The sequence below is a fragment of the Streptomyces sp. ALI-76-A genome, assembly GCF_030287445.1.
In the GTDB taxonomy this organism is placed as follows: Bacteria; Actinomycetota; Actinomycetes; order Streptomycetales; family Streptomycetaceae; genus Streptomyces.
This window is the reverse complement of the sequence record NZ_JASVWB010000003.1, coordinates 258605-280355: the sequence shown is the minus strand read 5'-3', so window position 1 is coordinate 280355 and position 21751 is coordinate 258605. Positions and strand designations below refer to the sequence as shown.

Sequence of the window (21751 nt, the reverse complement as noted above, 5' to 3'; positions counted from 1 at the left end):
TGCGGCCGCCCGGCGGGGGTCGAGCGGCCTCGACGGCCCTCGACGGCCCTCGACCGCCCCGCGACCCCCCGTCGAGGACGGGGCGGGACGCTCGGGGCGTGAGCTCCGGTGACGGGCGGGTACAAGCCCTCGCGGGGCGACGGACCGCCCGCCGGTGCCCCACATCCCCCGAGGGCACCGGCGGGCCGTTTCCCGTGGGCCGGCCGGCACAGACGAAGGGACACCAACTGTGAACAGCACGTGGTTCCGGCGCTTCACCACCCCGGGGAACGGGCCGCGGCTCGTGTGCTTCCCGCACGCGGGGGGTTCCGCGACGGCGTACAGGACCCTGGCGCAGGCGCTGCCCGCGGACCTCGACGTGGTGTGCGTGCAGTACCCGGGCCGTCAGGACCGGTACGCAGAGACGCCCTTCACGGATCTGACGCTGCTCGCCGAGGCGGTGGCCGAGGAGCTGGCGCCGGTGCTGGCCGCGGATCCCGGGCGGCCGTACGCCCTGTTCGGCCACAGCATGGGCTCGCTCGTCGCGTACGAGACGGCCCGGCTGCTCGCCCGGGGCCCGCTGCCGGGGCCGCAGCGGCTGTTCCTGTCCGGGCGGGGCGCGCCCGACGCGCACAGCACGGCCCACTTCGGCCGCTACGGCGACGACGACGTGCTGGCCGAGCTGCGCAGGCTGGGCGGCACGGACCAGTCCATGCTGGACGACCCGGACATCCTGGAGATGGTGCTGCCGGCCCTGCGGGCCGACTACCGGGCGCTCGGCACGTACGGCTGGCGCGGGGGCGAACCGCTCGCCGCTCCGGTGACCGTGCTGGTCGGTGACAGCGACCCGATGGTGACGGTGCAGGAGGCCGGGACCTGGCGGGCGCACACCCGCGGTGAGGTCGCGGTGAAGGTGTTCCCCGGCGGTCACTTCTACCTCTTCGACCACCTCGACGGGATCGCCGCGGCCGTCACCGAGGGGTTCCTCGCCGAGGCCGCCGCTTCCTGACCGGCCGTCGGCCGGAACCGCCCGGGGGGTGGCGCGGACCTGGTCCGTGCCGCCCCCCGGGCCGTGTCACGCGTACGTGTAGAAGCCGCGTCCGGACTTCTTGCCCAGCAGGCCGCTCTCGACCATGCGCAGCAGCAGCGGCGGAGGCGTGTACAGCGGCTCCTTGAACTCCTCGTACATGGCCTGGGCGATGGACACCGTCGTGTCCAGGCCGATCAGGTCGGCGAGCCGCAGCGGGCCCATCGGGTGGGAGCAGCCCTGGACCATGCCCTGGTCGATCACCTCGGCCGTCGCCAGGCCCGACTCGACCATCCGGACCGCGGACAGCAGGTACGGGAACAGCAGCGCGTTGACGAGGAAGCCCGCCCGGTCCGGGGAGGTGATCGGCTGCTTGCCCAGGACGTCGCGGACGAAGACCAGTGCCCGCGCGCTCACCGCCTCGTCCGTCAGCACCGTCGGGACCAGCTCGACCAGCGGCAGCACCGGCACCGGGTTGAAGAAGTGCAGACCGAGCACCTGGCCCGGGCGGCGGGTCGCGGCGGCGAGCCGGGCGACCGGGACCGAGGAGGTGTTGGTGGCCAGGACCGCGTCCGGGTCCTCGACGATCTTGTCGAGGGAGGCGAACAGCTCCCGCTTGAGCTGTTCGTCCTCCTTGATCGCCTCGACGACCAGGCGGCGGTCGGCCAGCTCTCCGAGGTCACGGGTGAACGACACCCGCTCCAGGGCCGCGTCGCGTTCCCCCTCGGTCAGCTTGCCCTTGGCCACGCCCCGGTCGAGGGAGGCGGCCAGCCGGACCGGCGCCGTGTGCAGCGACGACTCGGAGAACACCGCGACCGTCACGTCCAGCCCGGCCTTGGCACACAGTTCCGCGATGCCGGTGCCCATGATGCCGCTGCCGACGACACCCACCCGGTCGATGCCCGTACCGGCGTTCAGCGTGGACGTGGTCATGTGCGGGACCCCCAGGTCAGTAGTGACGCTCCGATCGACATGCCGCCGCCGAAGCCGGCGAGCAGCACCAGGTCGCCCGGCGTCAGGGCGCCCGTGCGGTGGGCCTCGTCGAGGGCGATCGGCACCGAGGCGCTGCCGACGTTGCCGTACTTGACGAGCGTGAGATGCGTCCGCGCGGCGCCCAGGCCCGTGCGCTCGACGAGCTCGCCGAGCATCACGCCGTTGGCCTGGTGCGGTACGAAGTGGTCGACCGCGCCGATGTCGACGCCGGCCGTGCGCGCCAGCGCGGTCAGGGCCGGCGGGACGTGCTCGAGGACGAAGTCACGTACGCCGCGGCCGTCCATCCGGAAGAAGTGGCCGCCCTCCGCGACGGTCGCCGCCGACGCCGGATTGCGGCTGCCGCCGGCCTCGACACGGATCAGGTGATGCGCGTCGCCGCGGCTGGACAGGTCGCTCGCGAGGATTCCGTACGGCTCCGGCACCGCCCCGACGACCGCGGCGCCGGCGCCGTCGGCGAACAGGACGGCTGTCCTGCGGTCCGTGAAGTCCAGGATCCGCGAGTACACGTCCGCCCCGATCACCAGGACCCGGGCGTCCGGGCGCGCGGCCACCAGCGTGTGGGCCAGCGACAGCGCGTAGACGAAGCCGCTGCACACCACGTTGACGTCGAAGCAGGCCGCGCCGTAGGCGCCCAGCAGATGCTGCACCAGGTAGGACGTGGGCGGCTGCGGGAAGTCCCCGGTGGAGGTGGACACGATGATGTAGTCGATCCGGTCCGAGGTCAGCTCCGCCTGTTCCAGGGCCCGTTCGGCGGCCCTCGCGGCGAGGTCGGACGTCGCCTCGTGCGGGGCGGCGTAGCGGCGGGAGCGGATCTGCGTCTTGCGTTCGATCCACTCCGCGGTGACGCCGACGCGTTCGGCGACCTCCTCGTTGCCCACTTCGAGCTTGGGCAGGTAGGAGCCGGTGGCGAGTATGCCGATGCCCATGTCAGGACACCCCCGCGAGGGCGGGCGCGCGCAGCGGTTCGAGCCGGGCCGCGCCGGTCTTCTCCCGCGGGGCGGGGCCGGTGACGCCGGTGCCCTCCTCGCGGGCGGGACGGAGCACGCCGGCCTTCCCGGTGTGCCGGACCGGCCGTGCGGCCTCGCCGACGTCCTCCAGCGCGAACACCTCCGACAGGCCGGGCGAGAGGTGGCCGAGCCGGAGGTCGTACCGGGCCGGCAGGTCGTGGCGCCCGGTCTCGTCCGGGCCGGCCCCGGACAGCAGGGCCTGTGTCAACGCGTCCATGTTTCCCTTTCCGCGCACGGCAGATCGACGGCGAGTGCACACTCGGCAGTGCTCAGAGGACCGCACCCTCCCTCGTCCGCCTGCGCAGCGTCGGCCGGCTGGAGCGGCCGAGGTCCTTCCACATGTCCGACAGTCCGAGGACGGTGCGGGCCGCGAACAGCCGGCGGATGGACACCTCCTGGTTCAGCTCCGCCCGGATCAGGCCGACCAGTCTGATCGCCCGCAGCGAGTTGCCGCCGAGGTCGAAGAAGTCCTCGTCGATGCCGACCCGGTCCAGTTCCAGCACCTCGGCGAAGGCCTTGGCGAGGATCCGTTCGGTGTCGTTGCGCGGTGCCCGGTACCTCTCGTCGTCGAACGCGGGCCGCGGCAGCGCGGCCCGGTCCACCCGGCCGCCCGCGGTGAGCGGCAGCCGGTCCAGGACGGTGAACACCGACGGCACCATGGACTCCGGCAGCCAGCCCGCGGCGAACCGGCGCAGTTCGTCGGCGGACACGGTCGTGCCGGCCACCGGGACGACGTACGCCACCAGGCGCTGCTGCCCGGAGCCGTCCTCCCGGACGGCCACCACGGCCTGCGCCAGGCCGGCGTGCTCGGACAGCGCCTCCTCGACCTCGGCCAGCTCGACGCGGACCCCGCGGACGTCGGCCTGGGTGTCGGCGCGGCCGACGTGGGCGAGACGGCCGTCGGCGGTCCACCGCACCCGGTCCCCGGTCCGGTACATGACGGTGCCGGCCGGGCCGAAGGGGCAGGGCACGAAGCGTTCCGCGGTCGCCGCCGGCCGCCCGGGGTAGCCGCGGGCCACGCCGGGGCCGGACACGTACAGTTCGCCGGCCACGTCGACGGGGACCGGGGCGAGCCCGGGGCCGAGGACGTACAGGGCGGTGTGGTCCACCGGCCGTCCGACGGCCGCCACGTGGCGGACCGGTTCACCGGCGGGCAGGCGGTGGCAGGCGGCGAGGACGGTCGTCTCCGCCGGACCGTGCCCGGTGACGACCGTCAGCTCCGGGCAGGCCTCGCGGACCCGGCGCAGCGCGGCCGGGGAGACCCGGTCCCCGCCGGTCCACACCTCGCGCAGCCCGGCGAGACGCTCGGGGTGCGCGGCCGCGATCGCCACGAACCGGCCCGCGGGGAGCCACACGGTGGTGATGTCGTGGGCCGCCCGCAGCCCGGCCAGCGCGTCGGTGTCCAGGTCCCCTTCGGGGGCCACGACCACCCGGCCGCCGTTGAGCAGGGGCGTCCACACCTCCAGGGCGAGCGCGTCGCAGGTGTGCGGCGCGTGCCACAGCACGGTGCCGCGGCCGGCGTCCCGGCACCGGCGGTCCAGGACGAACCGCTCGATGTTCCGGTGGGTCACGGCGACGGGCACCGGCTCACCGGCCGGGCCGGTGCCGTGCAGCACGGCCAGCAGGTTGTCGGGGTGCGGCGGGACGGCTTCGGTGCCGGTGCCGTCGGTGCCGCCGGTGTCGTCGGCGAGGTCGTCGAGCAGCAGCGTCGGCACGTCCGGGCCGGTGGGGACCGTGGCGGCCGTCGCCGCGTCGGTGAGCAGGGCGCGCACCGGGAGCTTGCCGGTCCGCCCGGCGAGCGAGGCCGGGGACGCCGGGTCGAGGGGCAGGGCGGCGCCGCCGGCCTTCGCCACCGCGAGCAGGGCGACTGCCAGGTCCACCGACCGGGGCAGCGCCACCGCGACGACGGTCTCGGGGCCGACGTCCCGGCGGCGCAGGGCCGCGGCCAGCCGGCCGGACCGTTCGTCCAGCTCGCGGTAGGAGACCGACGTGTCGCCGGCGGTCAGCGCGACGGCGTAGGGGTCGCGCTCGACCTGCCGGGCGAACAGCTCCGGGACGGTCAGCCCCGGCAGCGGCGCGTCGGCGGTGTCCGGCGCGGCGAGCACCCGGTCCCGTTCGTCGCCGCCGACGACGTCCAGCGCGCCGACCGGGCGGGTGCCGGCGTCCAGCGCGGCGCGGATGAAGGCGATCAGCTCCTCGCCGATGAAGCGCAGTTCGGCGCGGTGGTACAGGCCCGCGGGGGCGTCGAGCCGGATGAACAGGTCGCTGTCGGGACTGCCGTCGGTGTAGACGCCGATCGACAGTTCCTCGAAGGTGCCGGTCGTGGCGCCCGAGTAGCGGGCCGGGCTGTCGCCGAAGTGGAGCTGCTCCGCGAACTCGACGACGTTCACGACGGCGCCGAAGCTGCCGCGGCCGCTGAGGACGGTCCCGCCGGCGCGCTGGATGTCGGAGTAGTGGCAGGCGGTGTGGTCGAAGATCTCGTACGTCTCGTCGACGAGCGTCTCGGCGATCTCGGTGAAGGTCGCGCCGAGCGGGATCCGCACCCGTACCGGCACCACGTTCACGGCCAGGCCGGGCGTCCTGCTCGCCACGCCGACGCGGTTGCCGACGGCCAGGGACAGGAGGAACTCCGGGCGGTCGCAGCGGTGCCGGAAGTACACCGCCGCGGCGGCGGTCAGCATCTGCGACATCCACACGCCCATGGACTGCGCGGTCTCGGTCCAGCGGTCCGCCTCGGCGCGCGGGACGGTCAGGGTCCGGCTCACCATGCCGATGGTCTCGGCCACCTCCGACCAGCGGTCGGCGCTGCTCAGCGGCTCCGACAGCGCGGTGCGCCGCGCCTCGGACAGGGTGACGCGGGGGACCTGCGCGGGCGGGGGCGCGTCCTTGAGGTAGTCGCCCCAGAACTCCATGTCCTCGGCGAACTTCTGCGAGGCGAGGTACTCCACCGCCTCGATCGCGAAGGAGGCGGTGTCCCACGGGTGCGGCAGCTCGGGCACCCGCTCGCCCCGCGCCAGCGCCGTGTACACCTCGGCCAGGCGCCGCGAGAGCAGGCCGCCCGCGCCGAACCCGTCGGAGACGAGGTGGTGGTAGGCGATCACCAGCAGGGAGCGGTTCTCGGCGAGCCTGACCACACCCAGCCGGAACAGCAGGTCGCGTCCCAGGTCGAAGGGCCGGCGCACCAGCTCGGCGAGCGCCTCGCGCGCCGCCTGCTCGGGGTCGGTCTCGGTGCTGAGGTCCAGGAAGAACGGCCGCCAGTCGCCGAGTTCCCGGGGCACGAGGCGCAGTCCGCCGCCGTCGTCGACGAAATTGACGCGCAGGACTTCCGCCTCGCCCATCACGTGCAGGAAAGCGGATTCCATGACGGCCGCGTCCAGCGCGCCGTCCACGTCCCACATGGTGAGCGCGTGGTTCGGCGTGTCGGGAGCCATTTCCTGCGCCCGCCACATGCCTATATGCGCAGACGACGCACCGAACGAAGGCACACAGATCAACCCCTCAGCAAACGAACCCGGGTATCGGGAATCCGGCGGATCACCTCCACCTTCCGGGAAGTGAATCGGCCGTTCAAGACAACTCGGTGCCCGGCGGGACAGGCCGCGCGCGGCGCTTGCCGTGTCCCGCCGGCGGGACGGTGCTACGCCGCGAGCGAGGACATGATGTGCCCGGCGATCCGCCGCGGTGACGGGTGCCGCAGCACCACGTTCGCCCTCAGCTTCAGTCCGGTCGACGCGGTCAGGCGCTTGCTCAGCTCCGCCGACAGCAGCGAGTCGAAGCCCAGCTCCTTGAACTCCTGGTCGGGGTCGACGGCGTCGGCGCTGGGGTGCCCGAGCACGACGGCGACCTTCTCCCGCACGTGCTCCAGCACGAGTGCCTGCGCGTCGGCGCCGGTCAGGGCCGCGATCCGCTCGGGCAGGGGAACGGCCTGGTCGTCGTCGGCGGGCTGCCCCGTCGCGGGCAGTTCGGCCGCGGCCGCGGCGGGCGAGGAGCTGAGCCAGTACCGCTGCCGCTGGAAGGCGTACGTCGGCAGGTCCACCCGGCGGCGCGTGGTGAACAGGGCGTCCCAGTCCACCCGCCCGCCCCGGACGTGGAGCTGGGCCAGCGAGCCGAGCAGGGCCTCCACCTCGTCGCGGTCCCGCCGCGAGGACGACAGCACCAGCGCGTCGTCCAGGTCCTCGACGATCTCCTGCACGGGGACGGTCAGCACGGGGTGCGGGCTCATCTCGACGAACACCCGGAAACCGTCGTCGGCCAGCCGCCGGACGGAGGTTTCGAAGAGGACCTTCTCGCGGAGGTTGTTGTACCAGTAATCGGCGTTCAGTTCCGCGGTGTCGACGACCTCGCCGTACAGGGTCGAATAGAAGGGCAGGTGCGACGTTTCCGGGCGTACGCCGGTCAGCGCGCCGGTCACTTTTTCCCGGACCCGGGCGACCTGAGGGGAATGCGAGGCGTAATCCACCGGAATTCTGCGGGCCTGTGCGCCGTCGGCCTTCGTCTTCTCGACGAATTCGTCGAGCGCGTCCGGTTCCCCGGACACCACGACGGAGCGGGGCCCGTTGACGACGGCGACGCTCACCCGGTCGCCCCACGGAGCCAGCCGTTCCGCCACGACGTCGGCGGACTGGGCGACCGAGGCCATGCCGCCGTGGCCCTTGAGGTCCACCAGGGCCTGGCTGCGCAGCGCCACGACCCGGGCGGCGTCCCGCAGGGACAGCGCGCCGCTGACGCAGGCGGCGGCGATCTCGCCCTGGCTGTGGCCGATCACCGCGCCCGGTTCGACGCCCCAGGACCGCCACAGGGCGGCCGTGGACACCATCACCGCGAACAGCACCGGCTGGACCACGTCCACCCGGTCCAGGCCGGGCGCCCCCTCCACGCCGTGGATGACGTCGAGCAGCGACCAGTCGACCCATTCGGCGAGGGCGTCCGCGCACGCGTCGAGGGCCTGCGCGAAGACCGGGAAGGTGTCGTACAGCCGCCGGCCCATGCCGGCCCACTGCGACCCCTGGCCGGGGAAGACGAAGGCGACACCGCCGAGTTTCCCGGCGCTGCCGCTCACCACCGCGGGGGACTCGGCGCCCTCGCTCAGCGCGGCCAGGCCGCTCAGCAGCTCGTCCCGGCCGCGCCCCAGCACCACCGCGCGGTGCTCGAACCGGGACCGGCCCGACACCAGCGACCAGCCGACGGCGGCGTCGTCCGCGTCCGGACGGGCGGCGGCGAAGTCGCGCAGCCTGCCCGCCTGCCCGCGCAGGGCCTTGGCGCTCTTGGCGGACAGCACCCACGGCACCAGGCCGCCGGCGACGCCCGCGTCCGGCGCGTGCTCCTCGGCCGGCTCCTCGGGCGGCGCCTCCTCGAGGACCACGTGGGCGTTGGTGCCGCTGACGCCGAACGACGACACCCCGGCCCGCCGGGGGCCGTCCCGCCGGGTCCACTCGCGGCCCTCCACCAGCAGTTCGACCGCTCCGGAGGACCAGTCGACGTGGCGTGAGGGGGCGTCCACGTGGAGGGTCCTGGGCATGTGTCCGTGCCGCATCGCCAGCACGGCCTTGATGACGCCGCCGACGCCGGCGGCGGCCTGGGCGTGCCCCATGTTCGACTTCAGGGAGCCCAGCCACAGCGGCCGGTCCGCGTCCCGGTCCCGGCCGTAGGCCGCCAGCAGCGCGTCCGCCTCGATGGGGTCGCCCAGCGTGGTTCCGGTGCCGTGCGCCTCGACCAGGTCCACCTCGCCGGGCGCGACGCCCGCGTTGGCCAGGGCCTGCCGGATCACCTTCTCCTGGGCGCGGCCGTTGGGGGCGGTCAGCCCGTTGCTGGCGCCGTCCTGGTTGACGGCGCTGCCGCGGACGACGGCCAGCACGGGGTGGCCGTTGCGCCGGGCGTCGGACAGCCGCTCCAGGAGCAGGACGCCCACGCCCTCGGCCCAGCCGGTCCCGTCGGCGCCGTCCGCGAACGCCTTGCACCGGCCGCCGGGCGACAGGGCGCCCTGGCGGGAGAACTCCACGAACATCGCGGGCGTCGCCATCACCAGCGCCCCGCCCGCGAGCGCCATCGAGCACTCTCCCGAGCGCAGCGACTGCACCGCCATGTGCAGGGCCACCAGGGACGACGAGCAGGCGGTGTCGACCGACACGGCCGGGCCGGTGAGCCCCAGTTCGTACGCCACCCGGCCGGAGGCGACGCTCAGCGCGCTGCCGTACAGCAGGTAGCCCTCCAGCTCCTTCTGGGCGCCCTCCAGGAACCGCCACCCGTACTCGGAGGAGCTGATCCCGGAGAAGACGCCGACGTCGGCGCCGCGCACGTCGGCGGGGACGATGCCGGCCCGTTCGAAGACCTCCCAGGACGTCTCCAGCAGCAGGCGGTGGTGCGGGTCGACCGCCAGGGCCTCGCGGGGACTGATGTTGAAGAAGTCGGCGTCGAAGTCGGCCACGTCCTTCAGGAAGCCGCCCTGGCGCGCGTACGAGCTGCCGACGGCGTCGGGGTCGGGGTCGTAGACGTCCCGCCACCCGCGGTCGGCGGGGAAGTCGTCGACGACGTCCAGGCCGTCGCGGACCACCTCCCACAGGTCCTCGGGCGAGGACACGCCTCCCGGGTAGCGGCAGGCCATGGCCACGACGGCGATGGGCTCGCCGCGGCCGGCCTTCAGGGCGTCGTTCTCCCGCCGGAGGCGGTCGCGCTCCTCCAGCAGGGTGCGGAGCGCCCGCTGGACCCGGTCCGCGCCGTCCGCCGTGCGTTCCGCGGAGTCGGTCATCTCACTTACCTCTTCTCATCCAGAGCCAGGTCGACCAGTGCTTCCAGATCCAGGTCGGACAGTTCCTCCACCTCGATCAGCCCGCCCGCCTCGATGTCCGGGTGGGGTTCCGGTTCCGGGCGCAGCAGGCCGACGAGGTGCCCGCTCAGTTCGCGCGGGGTCGGGTAGCTGAAGACGAGGGTGGTCGGCAGGCGCAGTCCGGTCCGGGACGACAGGCGGTTGCACAGTTCGACCGAGGTCAGCGAGTCGAAGCCGAGCTGGGTGAACGCCTGGTCGGCGTCGACGGACGCGCCGGAGGGGTGGCCGAGCACGAGGGCGACCTGGTCGCGGAGCCAGTCCAGGGCGGCCGTCTGCGTCTCGTCGGCCGGCAGGCCGGCCAGCAGGGCGGCCAGGCCGCGGGCACCGTCGTCCCCGGCCGTCTCCGCCCGGCCGCGGCGGGGGCGGCGGGCCTCGACGAGGTCGCGCAGCAGCGGCGGCAGGTCCGTACCGGTCCTGCCGCGCAGCGCGGCGACGTCCACCCGGGCCGGGACGAGGACCGCCCTGCCGTTGGCGCACGCCGCGTCGAACAGGGCCAGCGCCTCGGGTGTCGGCATCGCGGTGATGCCCATCCGGCGCAGCCGTACCAGGTCCGCCTCGTCCAGGTCCCCGGTCATGCCGCTGCTCTGCTCCCACCAGCCCCAGCACAGCGAGGTGCCGGCCAGGCCGGACGCCCTGCGCTGCGCCGCCAGGCCGTCCAGGAAGGCGTTGGCGGCGGCGTAGTTCGCCTGTCCCGCGGTGCCGAGCGTGCCCGCGAGGGCGGAGAACTGCACGAACGCCGACAGCGGGCGGTCCCGGGTCAGTTCGTGCAGGACGATGGCGCCGCCGGCCTTGGCGCGCAGCACCCGCTCGACGCTCTGCGCGGTCAGCGACTCCACGGTGCCGTCCGCCAGCACGCCCGCCGCGTGCACGACCGCCGTCAGCGGGTACCGCGGGGGCATGTCGGCGAGCAGGTCCGCCACGGCGGCGCGGTCGGCGATGTCGCAGGCCACGACGCGGACCTCGGCACCCGCGCCGCGGAGTTCCGCGACCAGCCCGTCGGCGCCGTCGGCGGCCGGTCCGCGGCGGCTGGCCAGCACCAGGGAGCGCACCCCGTGTTCGGTGACGAGGTGCCGCGCCACGAGGGAACCCACTCCCCCGGTGCCGCCGGTGACCAGCACGGTGCCGCCGCCGAAGCCGCCGCCGACGTCGAGGACGAGCTTGCCGACGTGGCGGCCCTGGCTCATGTCGCGGAAGGTCCGGCGCGCGTCGCGGATGTCGCGGACGGACACCGGTGTCAGGTCCACCCGCCCGTCGGCGAACAGGGCCATGACGTCGCGGAACATCGCCTGGATGACGTCCGGGCCGGCCGCGTACAGGTCGAACGCGTCGTAGGTGACGCCGGGGTGGCCGGCCGCCACCTGCCGGGGGTCGCGGATGTCGGTCTTGCCCATCTCGATGAAGTGGCCGCCCTCGGGCAGCAGTGTCAGCGAGGCGTCGACGTGGGCGTGCGCGAGGGAGTTCAGGACGACGTCCACGCCCCGGCCGTCCGTGGTGGCGCGGAACTTCTCGGCGAACTCCAGGTCACGGGAGGACGCCAGGTGCGCGTCGTCCAGTCCCAGACCGCGCAGGACGGGCCACTTGGCGGGGCTCGCGGTCGCGTAGATCTCGGCGCCGACGTGCCGGGCGAGCTGGACGGCGGCCATGCCGACGCCGCCGGCCGCGGCGTGGATGAGGATCCGCTGTCCCTCGCGGAGCCGGGTGACGTGGAAGAGGGCGTAGTAGGCGGTGAGGAAGGTGCTCGGCATGGACGCCGCCTCGGCGTGGCTCCAGCCGTCGGGGACGGCGGTGAGCAGGCGGTGGTCGGCCACGGCCACGGGGCCGAAGGCGCCGGTGAAGATGCCGGTCACCCGGTCGCCCGGCGCGAACGCGGTGACGTCGTCCGCCACCTCCAGGACGACACCGGAGCCCTCGCTGCCGATGCCGGCGTCGATGGCCGTCCGCTCCACCAGGCCCAGGGCGATGGTGACGTCGCGGAAGTTGAGCCCGGCGGCCTGCACGGCGATGCGGACCTGGCCGCTCTCCAGGGGCGCCTGCGCCTCCGGGCAGGGCACCCAGGTCAGGTTCTCCAGCGTGCCCTTGTCCGGGATGTCCAGCCGGTGCGGGCCGTCCGGCGCGGGGGCGAGCCGCTGGTCCGCCGGCGTGGCCGGGGCGAGGCGGGGGACGAGGAACGTACCGCCGCGCAGCGCCAGTTGTTCCTCGCCGAGGGCGAGCGCGTCGGGCAGGGCCGCCCAGGAGGTCTCCTCGTCGTCGATGTCCACCAGCCGGAACCTGCCGGGGTGTTCGGTCTGGGCGGACCGGATCAGGCCCCACACGGACGCACCGGGGAGGCTTTCGACGCGCTCCCCCGCGCCGGTGTCCAGCGCCAGGCGGGTGAGCACCACCAGCGTGGATCCGGCGCACGCCTCCTCGGCGAGGAACCGCTGGACCTGGTCCAGGGCGTGCCGGTCGGCGGCGCCGACCGCGGTGAGCGGATCGGATCCGCCGGCGGTGCGGTCGTCCGGGCACAGGACGAGGTGCGCGGGAGCGTCCCCCGGGCGGATCTCGTCGAGGGAGGCGTAGGCCGTGGACCGGTCGCCGCCCGCCCGCAGGAGCCGTGAGGCCAGGCCGGTGTCCGCGCCGACGACGCCCCACCGCCCGGGGCGGTGGGCCGGCTCGCCCTGCGGAACCGGGCGCCACCGCACCTCGTACAGCGGCTGCTCCCGCCCGCCGAGCGCCGAGCGCACCTGCTCGGCGCTCGCCGGCCGGAACGTCAGGGAGGCGACGGAGGCGATCTCCCGGCCGTCCTCGCCGGCGACCGTCAGCGACACGGCGTCCTGGCCGGCCGGCGTGAGCCGGACCCGGACGGTCGGGCCGCACGCGCCGGACAGGCGGGCGCCGGCCCACGCGAAGGGCATCCGGCCCTGGTCGCCCGTCACCTCGATGACACCGCCGGCCACCGACGCGTGCAGCACGGTGTCCATCAGCGCCGGGTGCAGGGCGAAGGCGCCCGTCCCGGCGCTCTCCGGAAGGGTCGCGAGGGCGAAGAGGTCGTCGCCGTGGCGCCACACCTCCCGCAGTCCGCGGAAGGCGGGGCCGTAGTCGAACCCGGCGTCGGCGAAGGCGTCGTAGAGGCCGTCGAGGGTGATCCGGCTCGCGCCGGCCGGCGGCCAGACGGTGAGCGGTCCGGCGGCGTCGCCGGCCGGCGCGGTGTCCGGGGCCAGGGTGCCCAGGGCGTGGCGGGTCCAGCCGCCGACCGTGCGGGCGTCCTCGCCGGGGCGTGAGTACACCTCCAGCGAGCGGCGTCCCGTGCCGTCCGCCGCGCCGACGACGACCCGCACCCGCACGTCGCCCGTCTCGGGGAGGATCAGCGGCACTTCCAGGGTGAGGTCCTCCAGCGCGGCCCGCCCGACGTGCTCGCCCGCCGTCAGGGCCAGGTCCAGGTAGGCCGTCGCCGGGACGACGACCGCGCCGAACACGGTGTGACCGGCCAGCCAGTCGTGGGTCTTCAGGGACCACAGGCCGGTGAACACGACCTCGTCGGTGCCGGGGTGGTCCACGACGGCGCCCAGCAGCGGGTGGTCCGGCGCCGTCAGGCCGGCCGAGGCCACGTCCGCCGAGCCCATCCCGGCCAGGAGGTCCAGCCAGTACCGCTGCCGCTGGAAGGCGTACGTCGGCAGGTCGACCTGCCGGCGCGTCCCGAACAGGGCGGCCCAGTCGACCGGGACGCCCCGCACGTGCAGTTCGGCCAGGGCGCCGGCCAGCGCCCGGGCCGCCTCGCGGTCCCGCCGGGACGCCGGGACGACCAGCGCGTCGTCGACGCCGGCGCCGGCGAAGGCGTCCTTGGTGAGGCCGGTGAGGGTCGCGCCGGGGCCGACCTCGACGAAGACGTCGGCGCCGGCCGCGCGGGCGTGCTCCACCGCGTCGTGGAAGCGGACGGGTTCGCGGACGTGGCGCACCCAGTGCCCGGCGGACGTCAGCTCCTCGGCGGTGGCCTCGCGGCCCAGCAGGGTGGAGACGACGGGGAGGGCCGGCGTGCCCGCGGGCAGTTCGCCGAGCGCGGCCGCGAAGTCGTCCAGGACCGGCTCCATCAGCGGGGAGTGGAAGGCGTGGTCGACCGGGAGGAGCTTGGCCGACCTGCCGTCGGCCAGGAGCCGGTCGCGCAGGGCGTGGACCTGCTCGCGCAGGCCCGAGAACACCACCGACTCGGGGCCGTTGACGGCGGCGAGGCCGACGCGGTCGTACGCGCCGAGCAGGGCGGCCGCCGCGGCCTCCGGGAGGCGTGCGGCCAGCATGGCACCCCGCTCGGTGACCGTCTGCATGGTCCGTCCGCGGGCGGCCACGAGGCGGGTCGCCGCCTCGAGGCCGAGCGCACCGGAGACGTGCGCGGCGGCGATCTCGCCGACGGAGTGGCCGATCAGGTGGTCCGGCGCCGGGCAGTACCGGGTCAGGAGCCGGTAGAGGGCGACCTGGAGGGCGAACAGCGCGGGCTGCGCGACGTCCGTCCGCTCGCGCTCCGCGGGGTCGGCGGCGAACAGCAGGGGCTTCAGCGCGAAGGGGAGGTGCGCGTCGAAGTGCGCGCACACCTCGTCGAGGGCCTCGGCGAAGACGGGGAAGGCCTCGTACAGCGGGCCCGCCGCGCCGGCCCACTGCGCGCCCTGCCCGGGGAACATGAAGACGCGGCCGCCGGGTTCACCGGCGACGCCGCGCACCACCGCGGCCGACTCCTCGCCCGCGGCCAGCGCCGTCAGGCCGCCGAGCAGGTCGTCCCGGTCGTGCCCGAGCACCACGGCTCGGTGTTCGAGCCGTGCCCGGCCGGACACCAGCGACCAGCCGGCGTCGGCGAGGTCCAGGTCGGTGTCGGCGGCGGCGAGGTCGCGCAGGTTCCGCGCCTGGGCCCGCAGCGCCTGCTCCGAGCGCGCGGAGACGACCCACGGCACGAGGGCGCCGGGCACCGGCCCGGGGGTGGGGGGCGCCTCCTCCTCGGGGGCCTCTTCGAGGATCACGTGCGCGTTGGTGCCGCTGACGCCGAAGGCGGACACGCCCGCGCGGCGGGGCCGGCCCGGTGCGTTCGGCCAGTCGCGGGCCTCGGTGAGCAGTTCCACCGCTCCGGCCGACCAGTCCACGTGCGTCGAGGGACGGTCGATGTGCAGCGTGCGGGGCATGACCCCGTGCCGCATCGCCATGATCATCTTGATGATGCCGCCGACGCCGGCCGCCGCCTGCGCGTGGCCGATGTTCGACTTCAGCGACCCCAGCCACAGCGGGCTGCCCGGGTCCCGTTCCTGCCCGTAGGTGGCCAGCAGCGCCTGTGCCTCGATGGGGTCGCCCAGGGTCGTGCCGGTCCCGTGCGCCTCGACCACGTCCACGTCGCCCGCCCTCACCCGGGCGTTGGCGAGCGCCGCCCGGATCACCCGCTGCTGCGCCGGGCCGTTGGGGGCGGTCAGCCCGTTGGACGCGCCGTCCTGGTTGATCGCCGAGCCCCGGATGACCGCCCAGACGCGGCGGCCGTTGCGCCGCGCGTCCGAGAGCCGCTCCAGGACCAGCACGCCGACCCCCTCGGAGAAGCCGGCGCCGTCCGCGGCGTCCGCGAACGCCTTGCACCGGCCGTCCGCCGCCAGGCCCCGCAGCCGGGTCATCTCCCGCAGCACCTGCGTGGTCCCCATGACGGTGACGCCGCCGGCCAGGGCCAGGCCGCACTCGCCCTGCCGCAGCGACTGCACCGCCTGGTGCACCGTCACCAGCGACGACGAGCACGCGGTCTCGGTCGACACCGCCGGGCCCTCCAGGCCCAGGGCGTACGACACGCGCCCGGACGCCACGCTCAGCAGGGAGCCGGTCTGCGCGTAGCCCGCGATGGCCTCGGGGGTGACGAAGTGGTTGCCGTACCCGAAGTAGGCCAGGCCCGCGAAGACGCCGGTGTCGCTGCCGCGCAGGGAGTGCGGGTCGATGCCGGCGCGTTCCAGGGACTCCCAGGAGGTCTCCAGGAGCAGCCGGTGCTGCGGGTCGGCGGCCAGTGCCTCGCGCGGGCTGATCCCGAAGAACTCGGCGTCGAAGTCGCCCGCGTCGTACAGGAACCCGCCCGCGCGGGCGGAGCAGCTGTTCGGCCGGTCGGGGTCGGGGTCGTACAGGTTCTCCACGTCCCAGTGGCGGTCCTGCGGGAGGTCCGACACGACGTCCGCGCCCGACCGCACCAGCTCCCACAGCTCCTCGGGGGACGCCGCCCCGCCCGGGAAGCGGCAGGCGACGCCCACCACCGCGATGGGCTCGGCGGCGGCGTCGGTCAGCTCCTGGAGGCGCTTGCGGGTCTCGATCAGCTCGATCGACGTCCGCTTGAGGTAGTCGAGAACGTCGGCGTTGTTGTCGTTCGTCATGGCTTCTCCCTAGCCGAGTTCCTTGTCCAGCAGCGCGAGAAGCTCTCCCGCCGAGGCCGAACTGATCTGGTCGGCGATACCGGCCGGTGCCGCGGCGCTCGCCGACGAACGGACTCGGCCGTGCAGTTCGCCGAGCAGTGTGGAAATGGTGGTCCGCTCCTCCGCCGCGAGTTCGGCGAAGGCGTCCTGGAGCCGGGCGCCCAGGCCCTCGATCTCCTTGACCAGGTGCGTGGCCGGGGACTGCGGCCCGGCCGCGGCGCCGGGCGCGATCCTCTCGGTCAGGAACCGGGCGAGGCCGCTGGGGCTGGGGTGGTCGAACACGAGCGTGGCGGGCAGCTTCAGACCGGTCACCGCGGCCAGTTTGTTGCGCAGCTCCAGCGCCGTGAGCGAGTCGATGCCGAGTTCCTTGAAGGCCACCGAGGGGCCGATGCGCGCGGAGTCGGCGTGACCGAGGACGGTCGCGGTCTGGGCCCGGACGGCGTCGAGCAGCGCCGCCTCGGCGTCGGCCGGCGGCAGTGACGCCAGCGTCTGGGCGAGCGAGCCGTCGGCGCTCTCCCGGCCCTGCGGAGCGGCGGGCGTCCCGGTGAGGCCGCGCAGGAGCGGCGAGCCGAGGTGGCCGGCCCGCGCCGCGAGGTTCAGCCGCGCGGGCACCAGGACCGGCTCGCCGTCCACCGAGACCGCCGCGTCGAACAGCGCGAGCCCCTCCTGCGTGGACATCGGCAGCACGCCCTGGCGTTGCAGGCGCACGAGGTCGGTGTCGTCCAGGTCGGCGCTCATCTCGCTGCGCTGCGCCCAGAAGCCCCAGCACAGGGCGGTGGCGGGCAGCCCGTCGGCCCGGCGGGCGTCCGCGAGGCCGTTGAGGAACGCGTTGGCCGCCGCGTAGTTGGCCTGCCCGGCCGTGCCGAGGACGCTCGCCACGGAGGAGAACAGCACGAACGCGGACAGGTCCAGCGGCCGGGTCAGCTCGTGCAGGTGCCAGGCACCGCGCACCTTCGGGGCGAGGACCGCGTCCAGGCGGTCCTCGGTCAGCGCCTCGACGACCCCGTCGTCCAGCACCCCGGCGCAGTGGACCACCGCCGTCAGCGGGTGTTCGTCCGGTACGGCGGCCAGCAGCGCGGCGACGGAGTCCCGGCTGGTGACGTCGCAGGCCGCGATGTCGACGTGCGCGCCCGCCCCGGTCAGTTCCGCGGCCAGTCCGGCCGCCTCCGGGGCCGCCGGACCCCGCCTGCTGGTCAGCAGCAGCCGGCGCACGCCGTGCCGGTCCACCAGGTGCCGGGCGAGCAGGGCGCCCAGGCCGCTGGTGCCGCCCGTGACGAGCACCGTCCCGGAGCCGAGGGCGGGCGCGTCCCCGGCGCGGGAGCCGCCGTCGGCGCGGGCCAGCCGCGGGGTGGTCAGGGCGCCGGCGCGGATCCTGAGCTGGTCCTCTCCGGTGGTGGCCGCCGCCGGCAGGAGGGCCCACGAGGCGGGCTGGTCGTCGGTGTCCACGAGCGTGAACCGGCCCGGGTTCTCGGTCTGAGCGCTGCGCACGAACCCCCAGACGGCGGCTGCCGCCGGGTCGGGGCGGGGCACCTGCCCGTCGTGGAACGCGCCCCGGGTGACGACGACCAGCCGCGACTCGGCGAAGCGGTCGTCGGACAGCCAGTCCCGGGTCCGGTGCAGCACCTGGTGCAGGACGTGCTCGACGGCGGCGGGCGTGTCCTTGCCGTCCGGGTCCGCGCGGTCCACGGCGGCGAGGACGACCGGCGGTACGGGGCCGTCGGCGGCGGCGAGTTCGCCGAGGGAGGCGAAGACCGCCGCGCCGGGCGCGGGGAACGCGGGCGTGCCCAGCACCGCGTAGGCGCCCGTCGCCGTCCCGGCCGGGGCGGACACGGGGTCCCAGTCCAGGCGGAACAGCGCGTCCTGGTGGTCGAAGCCCAGCGCGGTGAGCTGCCCGACGTCCGCGGGGCGCAGGGTCAGCGACGCGATGCCGCCGACGGGGGTGCCGCGGTCGTCGGCGAGGGTCACGGACAGCGTGTTCTCGCCCGCCGGCGCGAGCCGCACGCGCAGCGCGGCCGGCCGGGCGGAGCCGAGCCGGATGCCGGTGGCGCGGTGGGGCAGCCGGCCCTCGGGCAGGGAGGCGTCGGCGGACCCGCCCGGGCCGGCCGGGAGCAGCGCGGTGTGCAGCAGCGCCGGGTGGATCCGGAACCGGTCCTGGCCGGTGCCGCCGGCGGCGGGCAGTTCGACCTCCGCGAACAGGGTGCCGCCCTGGCGCCACACCGCCTTCAGGCCGCGGAACAGGGGCCCGTGGTCGAAGCCGAGGGCGGCCAGCCGGGCGTACTCCTGCTCGACCGGCACCGGGGTGGCGCCCGGCGGGGGCCAGGCGGTGAGGGAGTCCTGAGCGGGTGCCGAGGCGCCGACGGTGCCGACGGCGTTGCGCGTCCACGCGGTCTCGCCCTCGCCGCGCGAGTGCACGCTGACGGCGCCCGTGCCGTCGAGCACGACGCGGATCTCCCGCTCGGCCGTGCGGGACAGCACCAGCGGGGTCTCCAGGGTGAGGTCGTCGACGGTGTCGAACCCGGCCTTGTGCGCGGCCCACGCCGCCAGCTCCACCGGTACGGTCGCCGGCACCAGGTGGGCGCCGTGGACCACGTGCTCGGCGAGCCAGGGGTGGCGCTCCAGCGACAGGCGTCCGCCGCCCACCACTCCGCCGCCCTCAACACCGGCGGGCAGATCGACCACGGCGTCGAGCAGCGGGTGGTCCGAGGTGGCGCCGGTGGTGGTCTCCTGAGGGGTGTTCAGCCAGTAGCGCTGCCGCTGGAAGGCGTACGTGGGCAGCTCGGCCCACCGGCCGTCCCGGCCCGGGAACGCCGCCTGCCACGCCACCTCGACGCCCGCGACGAAGGCCTCCGCCGCCGACTGGTACAGCCGGGCGAGGCCGCCCTCGCCGCGGCGCAGGGACCCCACCACGAAGCCGGTGGCACCGGGGGTGGTGTCGAACATCTCCTGCGTGTTCATCACCAGAAGGGGGTGCGGGCTGAGTTCGACGACCGCGCTGTCGGGCTCCTGCCCGACCAGGCGTCCCATCGCCGCCGCGAACTGGACCGGTTCGCGCAGGTTGCGGTACCAGTAGGCCTCGTCCAGCGCCGTCGGGTCGATCGGGTGGCCGGTGACCGTGGAGTAGATCTCGACCGGCGTGGGCGCCGGGGTGATACGGCCCAGCTCCCGCGGGAGCCGGTCGGCGAACCGGTCCATCAGCGGCGAGTGGCCGGGAACGCTGGACTTGATCAGCCGCGCGCGGGCGCCCTCGGCCCGGCAGGCCTCGACCAGGTCCTCGACCGCCCCGGTCTCGCCGGAGACCGTCGTGGAGCCGGGTCCGTTCACCGCGGCGATGCCGATCCGGGACTCCTGTCCCGCCAGCAGTTCCCGCACGCGCTGTTCGGGCAGCAGGATCCCGGCCATGCTGCCCTGTCCGGCGACGGTGGCCAGCAGCCGGGACCGCAGGGCCACGACCTTGGCCGCGTCCTCCAGGGTCAGGGCGCCGGCGATGTAGGCGGCGGCGATCTCGCCCTGGGAGTGGCCGATCACCACGTCCGGGGTCACGCCCAGCGACTGCCACACCCGGGCCAGCGACACCATCACGGCGAACAGCACCGGCTGGACGACGTCGATGTCCTCCAGGTCGGCCGAGTCGGGTCCGGCGCACACGGTGTCGATCAGCGACCAGGACACCCACGGGTCGAGCGCCTCGGCGCAGGCGCGCAGCTGCTCGGCGAAGACCGGGGAGGTCTCCCACAGCTCCCGGCCCATCGCGACCCACTGGGCCCCCTGGCCGGGGAAGACGAACACCGTCTTGCCGACCGGCCGGGCGACGCCGGACACCGCTGGGGCGGAGCCGGGCTCGTGGCCCGCGGCCACGGCGGACAGGGCGGTGAGCAGGGCGTCGCGGTCGGTGCCGACGATCACCTGGCGGTGCTCGAACAGCGACCGCGTCGTCACCAGCGCGTGGCCGACGTCGGCGAGCGGCACGGCGGCATCGGCGGCGACGTGGTCGCGCAGCCGCAGCGCCTGCTCGCGCAGCGCCTGCTCGGAGCGCGCCGACAGCACCCACGGCAGCACGCCGGGCTCACGGGCGGGGGCCCGGTCCTGCCCGGGGGCCTCCTCGGGGGTCTGCGGGGCCCGGGAGGTCTCGGCGGGTTCGGGGGCCTCGGCGGGTTCGGGGGCCTCGGCGGGTTCGGGGGCCTGCTCCAGGATGAGGTGGGCGTTGGTGCCGCTGATGCCGAAGGACGACACGCCCGCGCGCCGGGGCCGGCCCGGTGCGTTCGGCCAGTCGCGGGCCTCGGTGAGCAGTTCCACCGCTCCGGCCGACCAGTCCACGTGCGTCGAGGGACGGTCCACGTGCAGCGTGCGGGGCATGACCCCGTGCCGCATCGCCATGATCATCTTGATCATGCCGCCGACGCCGGCCGCCGCCTGCGTATGGCCGATGTTCGACTTCAACGACCCCAGCCACAGCGGGCTGCCCGGGTCCCTGTCCTGCCCGTAGGTGGCCAGCAGCGCCTCCGCCTCCAGCGGGTCGCCCAGCCGCGTGCCGGTCCCGTGCGCCTCCACGGCGTCCACGTCACGGGCGGTCAGGTCCGCGTCGGCCAGGGCCGCCCGGACGACCCGCTGCTGCGCCAGCCCGTTCGGCGCGGTCAGCCCGTTCGACGCGCCGTCCTGGTTGATCGCCGAGCCGCGGATCACCGCCCAGACGCGGCGCCCGTTGCGCCGCGCGTCCGACAGCCGCTCCAGGACCAGTACGCCCGCGCCCTCGGAGAAGCCGGTGCCGTCGGCCGCCTCCGCGAACGCCTTGCACCGCCCGTCGACCGACACCCCCCGCTGCCGGGACAGCTCCACGAACATCCCCGGCGTCGGCAGCGTCGACACCCCGCCGGCCAGCGCCAGCGTGCACTCCCCGGACCGCAGGGACCGCACGGCCTGGTGGACGGCGACGAGCGACGCCGAGCACGCGGTGTCGGTCGACACCGCCGGGCCCTGAAGACCGAGCACGTACGCCACCCGGCCCGAGGCCACGCTGAGGTAGGTCCCGGTGAGGGTGAAGCCCTCGACCTCGCCGGCCGCGCCGCCGCCCATCCGGGGGCCGTAGTCGACGCCGTAGATCCCGGTGAACACCCCGGTCTGCGTGCCCCGCAGCCGGGCCGGGTCGATGCCCGCCCGCTCCAGCGCCTCCCACGACGTCTCCAGCATCAGCCGCTGCTGCGGATCCATCGCCAGCGCCTCGCGCGGGCTGATGCCGAAGAACTCCGCGTCGAACTCGGGCAGATCGTGCAGGAACCCGCCCGAGCGGGTGTACGTCTTCCCGTGCGCCTCGGGGTCCGGGTCGTACAGCGCCTCCACGTCCCAGCCGCGGTCCGACGGGAAGTCGCCCACCGCGTCCACGCCGTCGGACACCAGGCCCCACAGTCCCTCGGGGGACGTCACCCCACCCGGGAAGCGACACCCCACCCCCACGACCGCGATGGGCTCACGCGCGGACTCCTCGAGCTCGCGCACGCGCTCACGCAGGTGCTGCGCGTCGCCGACGGCACGACGCAGA

At 75.1% G+C, this 21751-nt stretch carries 7 protein-coding genes and 1 pseudogene; 1 reads left to right on the top strand and 7 read right to left on the bottom strand.

The window, feature by feature from the left end:
- Window positions 1–229 precede the first annotated feature (229 nt).
- Window positions 230–988 carry a thioesterase II family protein gene (locus tag QQS16_RS36500; protein WP_286066813.1) on the top strand — a complete coding sequence of 253 codons (759 nt, stop codon included), beginning with the start codon at window positions 230–232 and terminating at the stop codon, window positions 986–988.
- Window positions 989–1054: 66 nt separating this feature from the next.
- Here QQS16_RS36500 and QQS16_RS36495 read toward each other — a convergent pair whose 3' ends face one another.
- The 7 genes and pseudogenes from QQS16_RS36495 to QQS16_RS36465 all read right to left on the bottom strand — a co-directional run.
- A complete protein-coding gene (locus tag QQS16_RS36495; protein ID WP_286066812.1) occupies window positions 1055–1939 on the bottom strand; it encodes a 3-hydroxybutyryl-CoA dehydrogenase in 885 nt (294 codons plus the stop codon).
- Window positions 1936–2925, bottom strand: coding sequence for a 3-oxoacyl-ACP synthase III family protein (locus QQS16_RS36490; RefSeq protein WP_286066811.1), 990 nt, complete (start codon window positions 2923–2925; stop codon window positions 1936–1938). The genes QQS16_RS36495 and QQS16_RS36490 overlap by 4 nt, the downstream gene beginning before the upstream one ends.
- 1 nt (window position 2926) lies before the next feature.
- Complete coding sequence (locus QQS16_RS36485) at window positions 2927–3223, bottom strand: hypothetical protein (RefSeq protein ID WP_286066810.1); 297 nt, start codon at window positions 3221–3223, stop codon at window positions 2927–2929.
- A gap of 52 nt (window positions 3224–3275) precedes the next feature.
- On the bottom strand, window positions 3276–6455 hold the full coding sequence (locus QQS16_RS36480) for a non-ribosomal peptide synthetase (protein WP_286066809.1): 3180 nt from the start codon (window positions 6453–6455) through the stop codon (window positions 3276–3278).
- Between the two features lie 188 nt (window positions 6456–6643).
- Window positions 6644–9751 (bottom strand): type I polyketide synthase, encoded by a 3108-nt coding sequence (locus tag QQS16_RS36475; RefSeq protein WP_286066808.1) that lies wholly within the window; start codon window positions 9749–9751, stop codon window positions 6644–6646.
- Between the two features lie 5 nt (window positions 9752–9756).
- Window positions 9757–16179, bottom strand: coding sequence for a type I polyketide synthase (locus QQS16_RS36470; RefSeq protein ID WP_286066807.1), 6423 nt, complete (start codon window positions 16177–16179; stop codon window positions 9757–9759).
- A gap of 9 nt (window positions 16180–16188) precedes the next feature.
- A pseudogene (locus tag QQS16_RS36465) lies at window positions 16189–21750 on the bottom strand (type I polyketide synthase); the annotation flags it as partial.
- Window position 21751: the final 1 nt, after the last annotated feature.

What these genes read in the sequence shown, in the direction of transcription:
- QQS16_RS36495 (WP_286066812.1), bottom strand. Translation starts at nt 1,939, where the DNA reads ATGACCACGTCCACGCTGAACGCCGGTACGGGCATCGACCGGGTGGGT.
- QQS16_RS36490 (WP_286066811.1), bottom strand. Translation starts at nt 2,925, where the DNA reads ATGGGCATCGGCATACTCGCCACCGGCTCCTACCTGCCCAAGCTCGAA.
- QQS16_RS36485 (WP_286066810.1), bottom strand. Translation starts at nt 3,223, where the DNA reads ATGGACGCGTTGACACAGGCCCTGCTGTCCGGGGCCGGCCCGGACGAG.
- QQS16_RS36480 (WP_286066809.1), bottom strand. Translation starts at nt 6,455, where the DNA reads ATGTGGCGGGCGCAGGAAATGGCTCCCGACACGCCGAACCACGCGCTC.
- QQS16_RS36475 (WP_286066808.1), bottom strand. Translation starts at nt 9,751, where the DNA reads ATGACCGACTCCGCGGAACGCACGGCGGACGGCGCGGACCGGGTCCAG.
- QQS16_RS36470 (WP_286066807.1), bottom strand. Translation starts at nt 16,179, where the DNA reads ATGACGAACGACAACAACGCCGACGTTCTCGACTACCTCAAGCGGACG.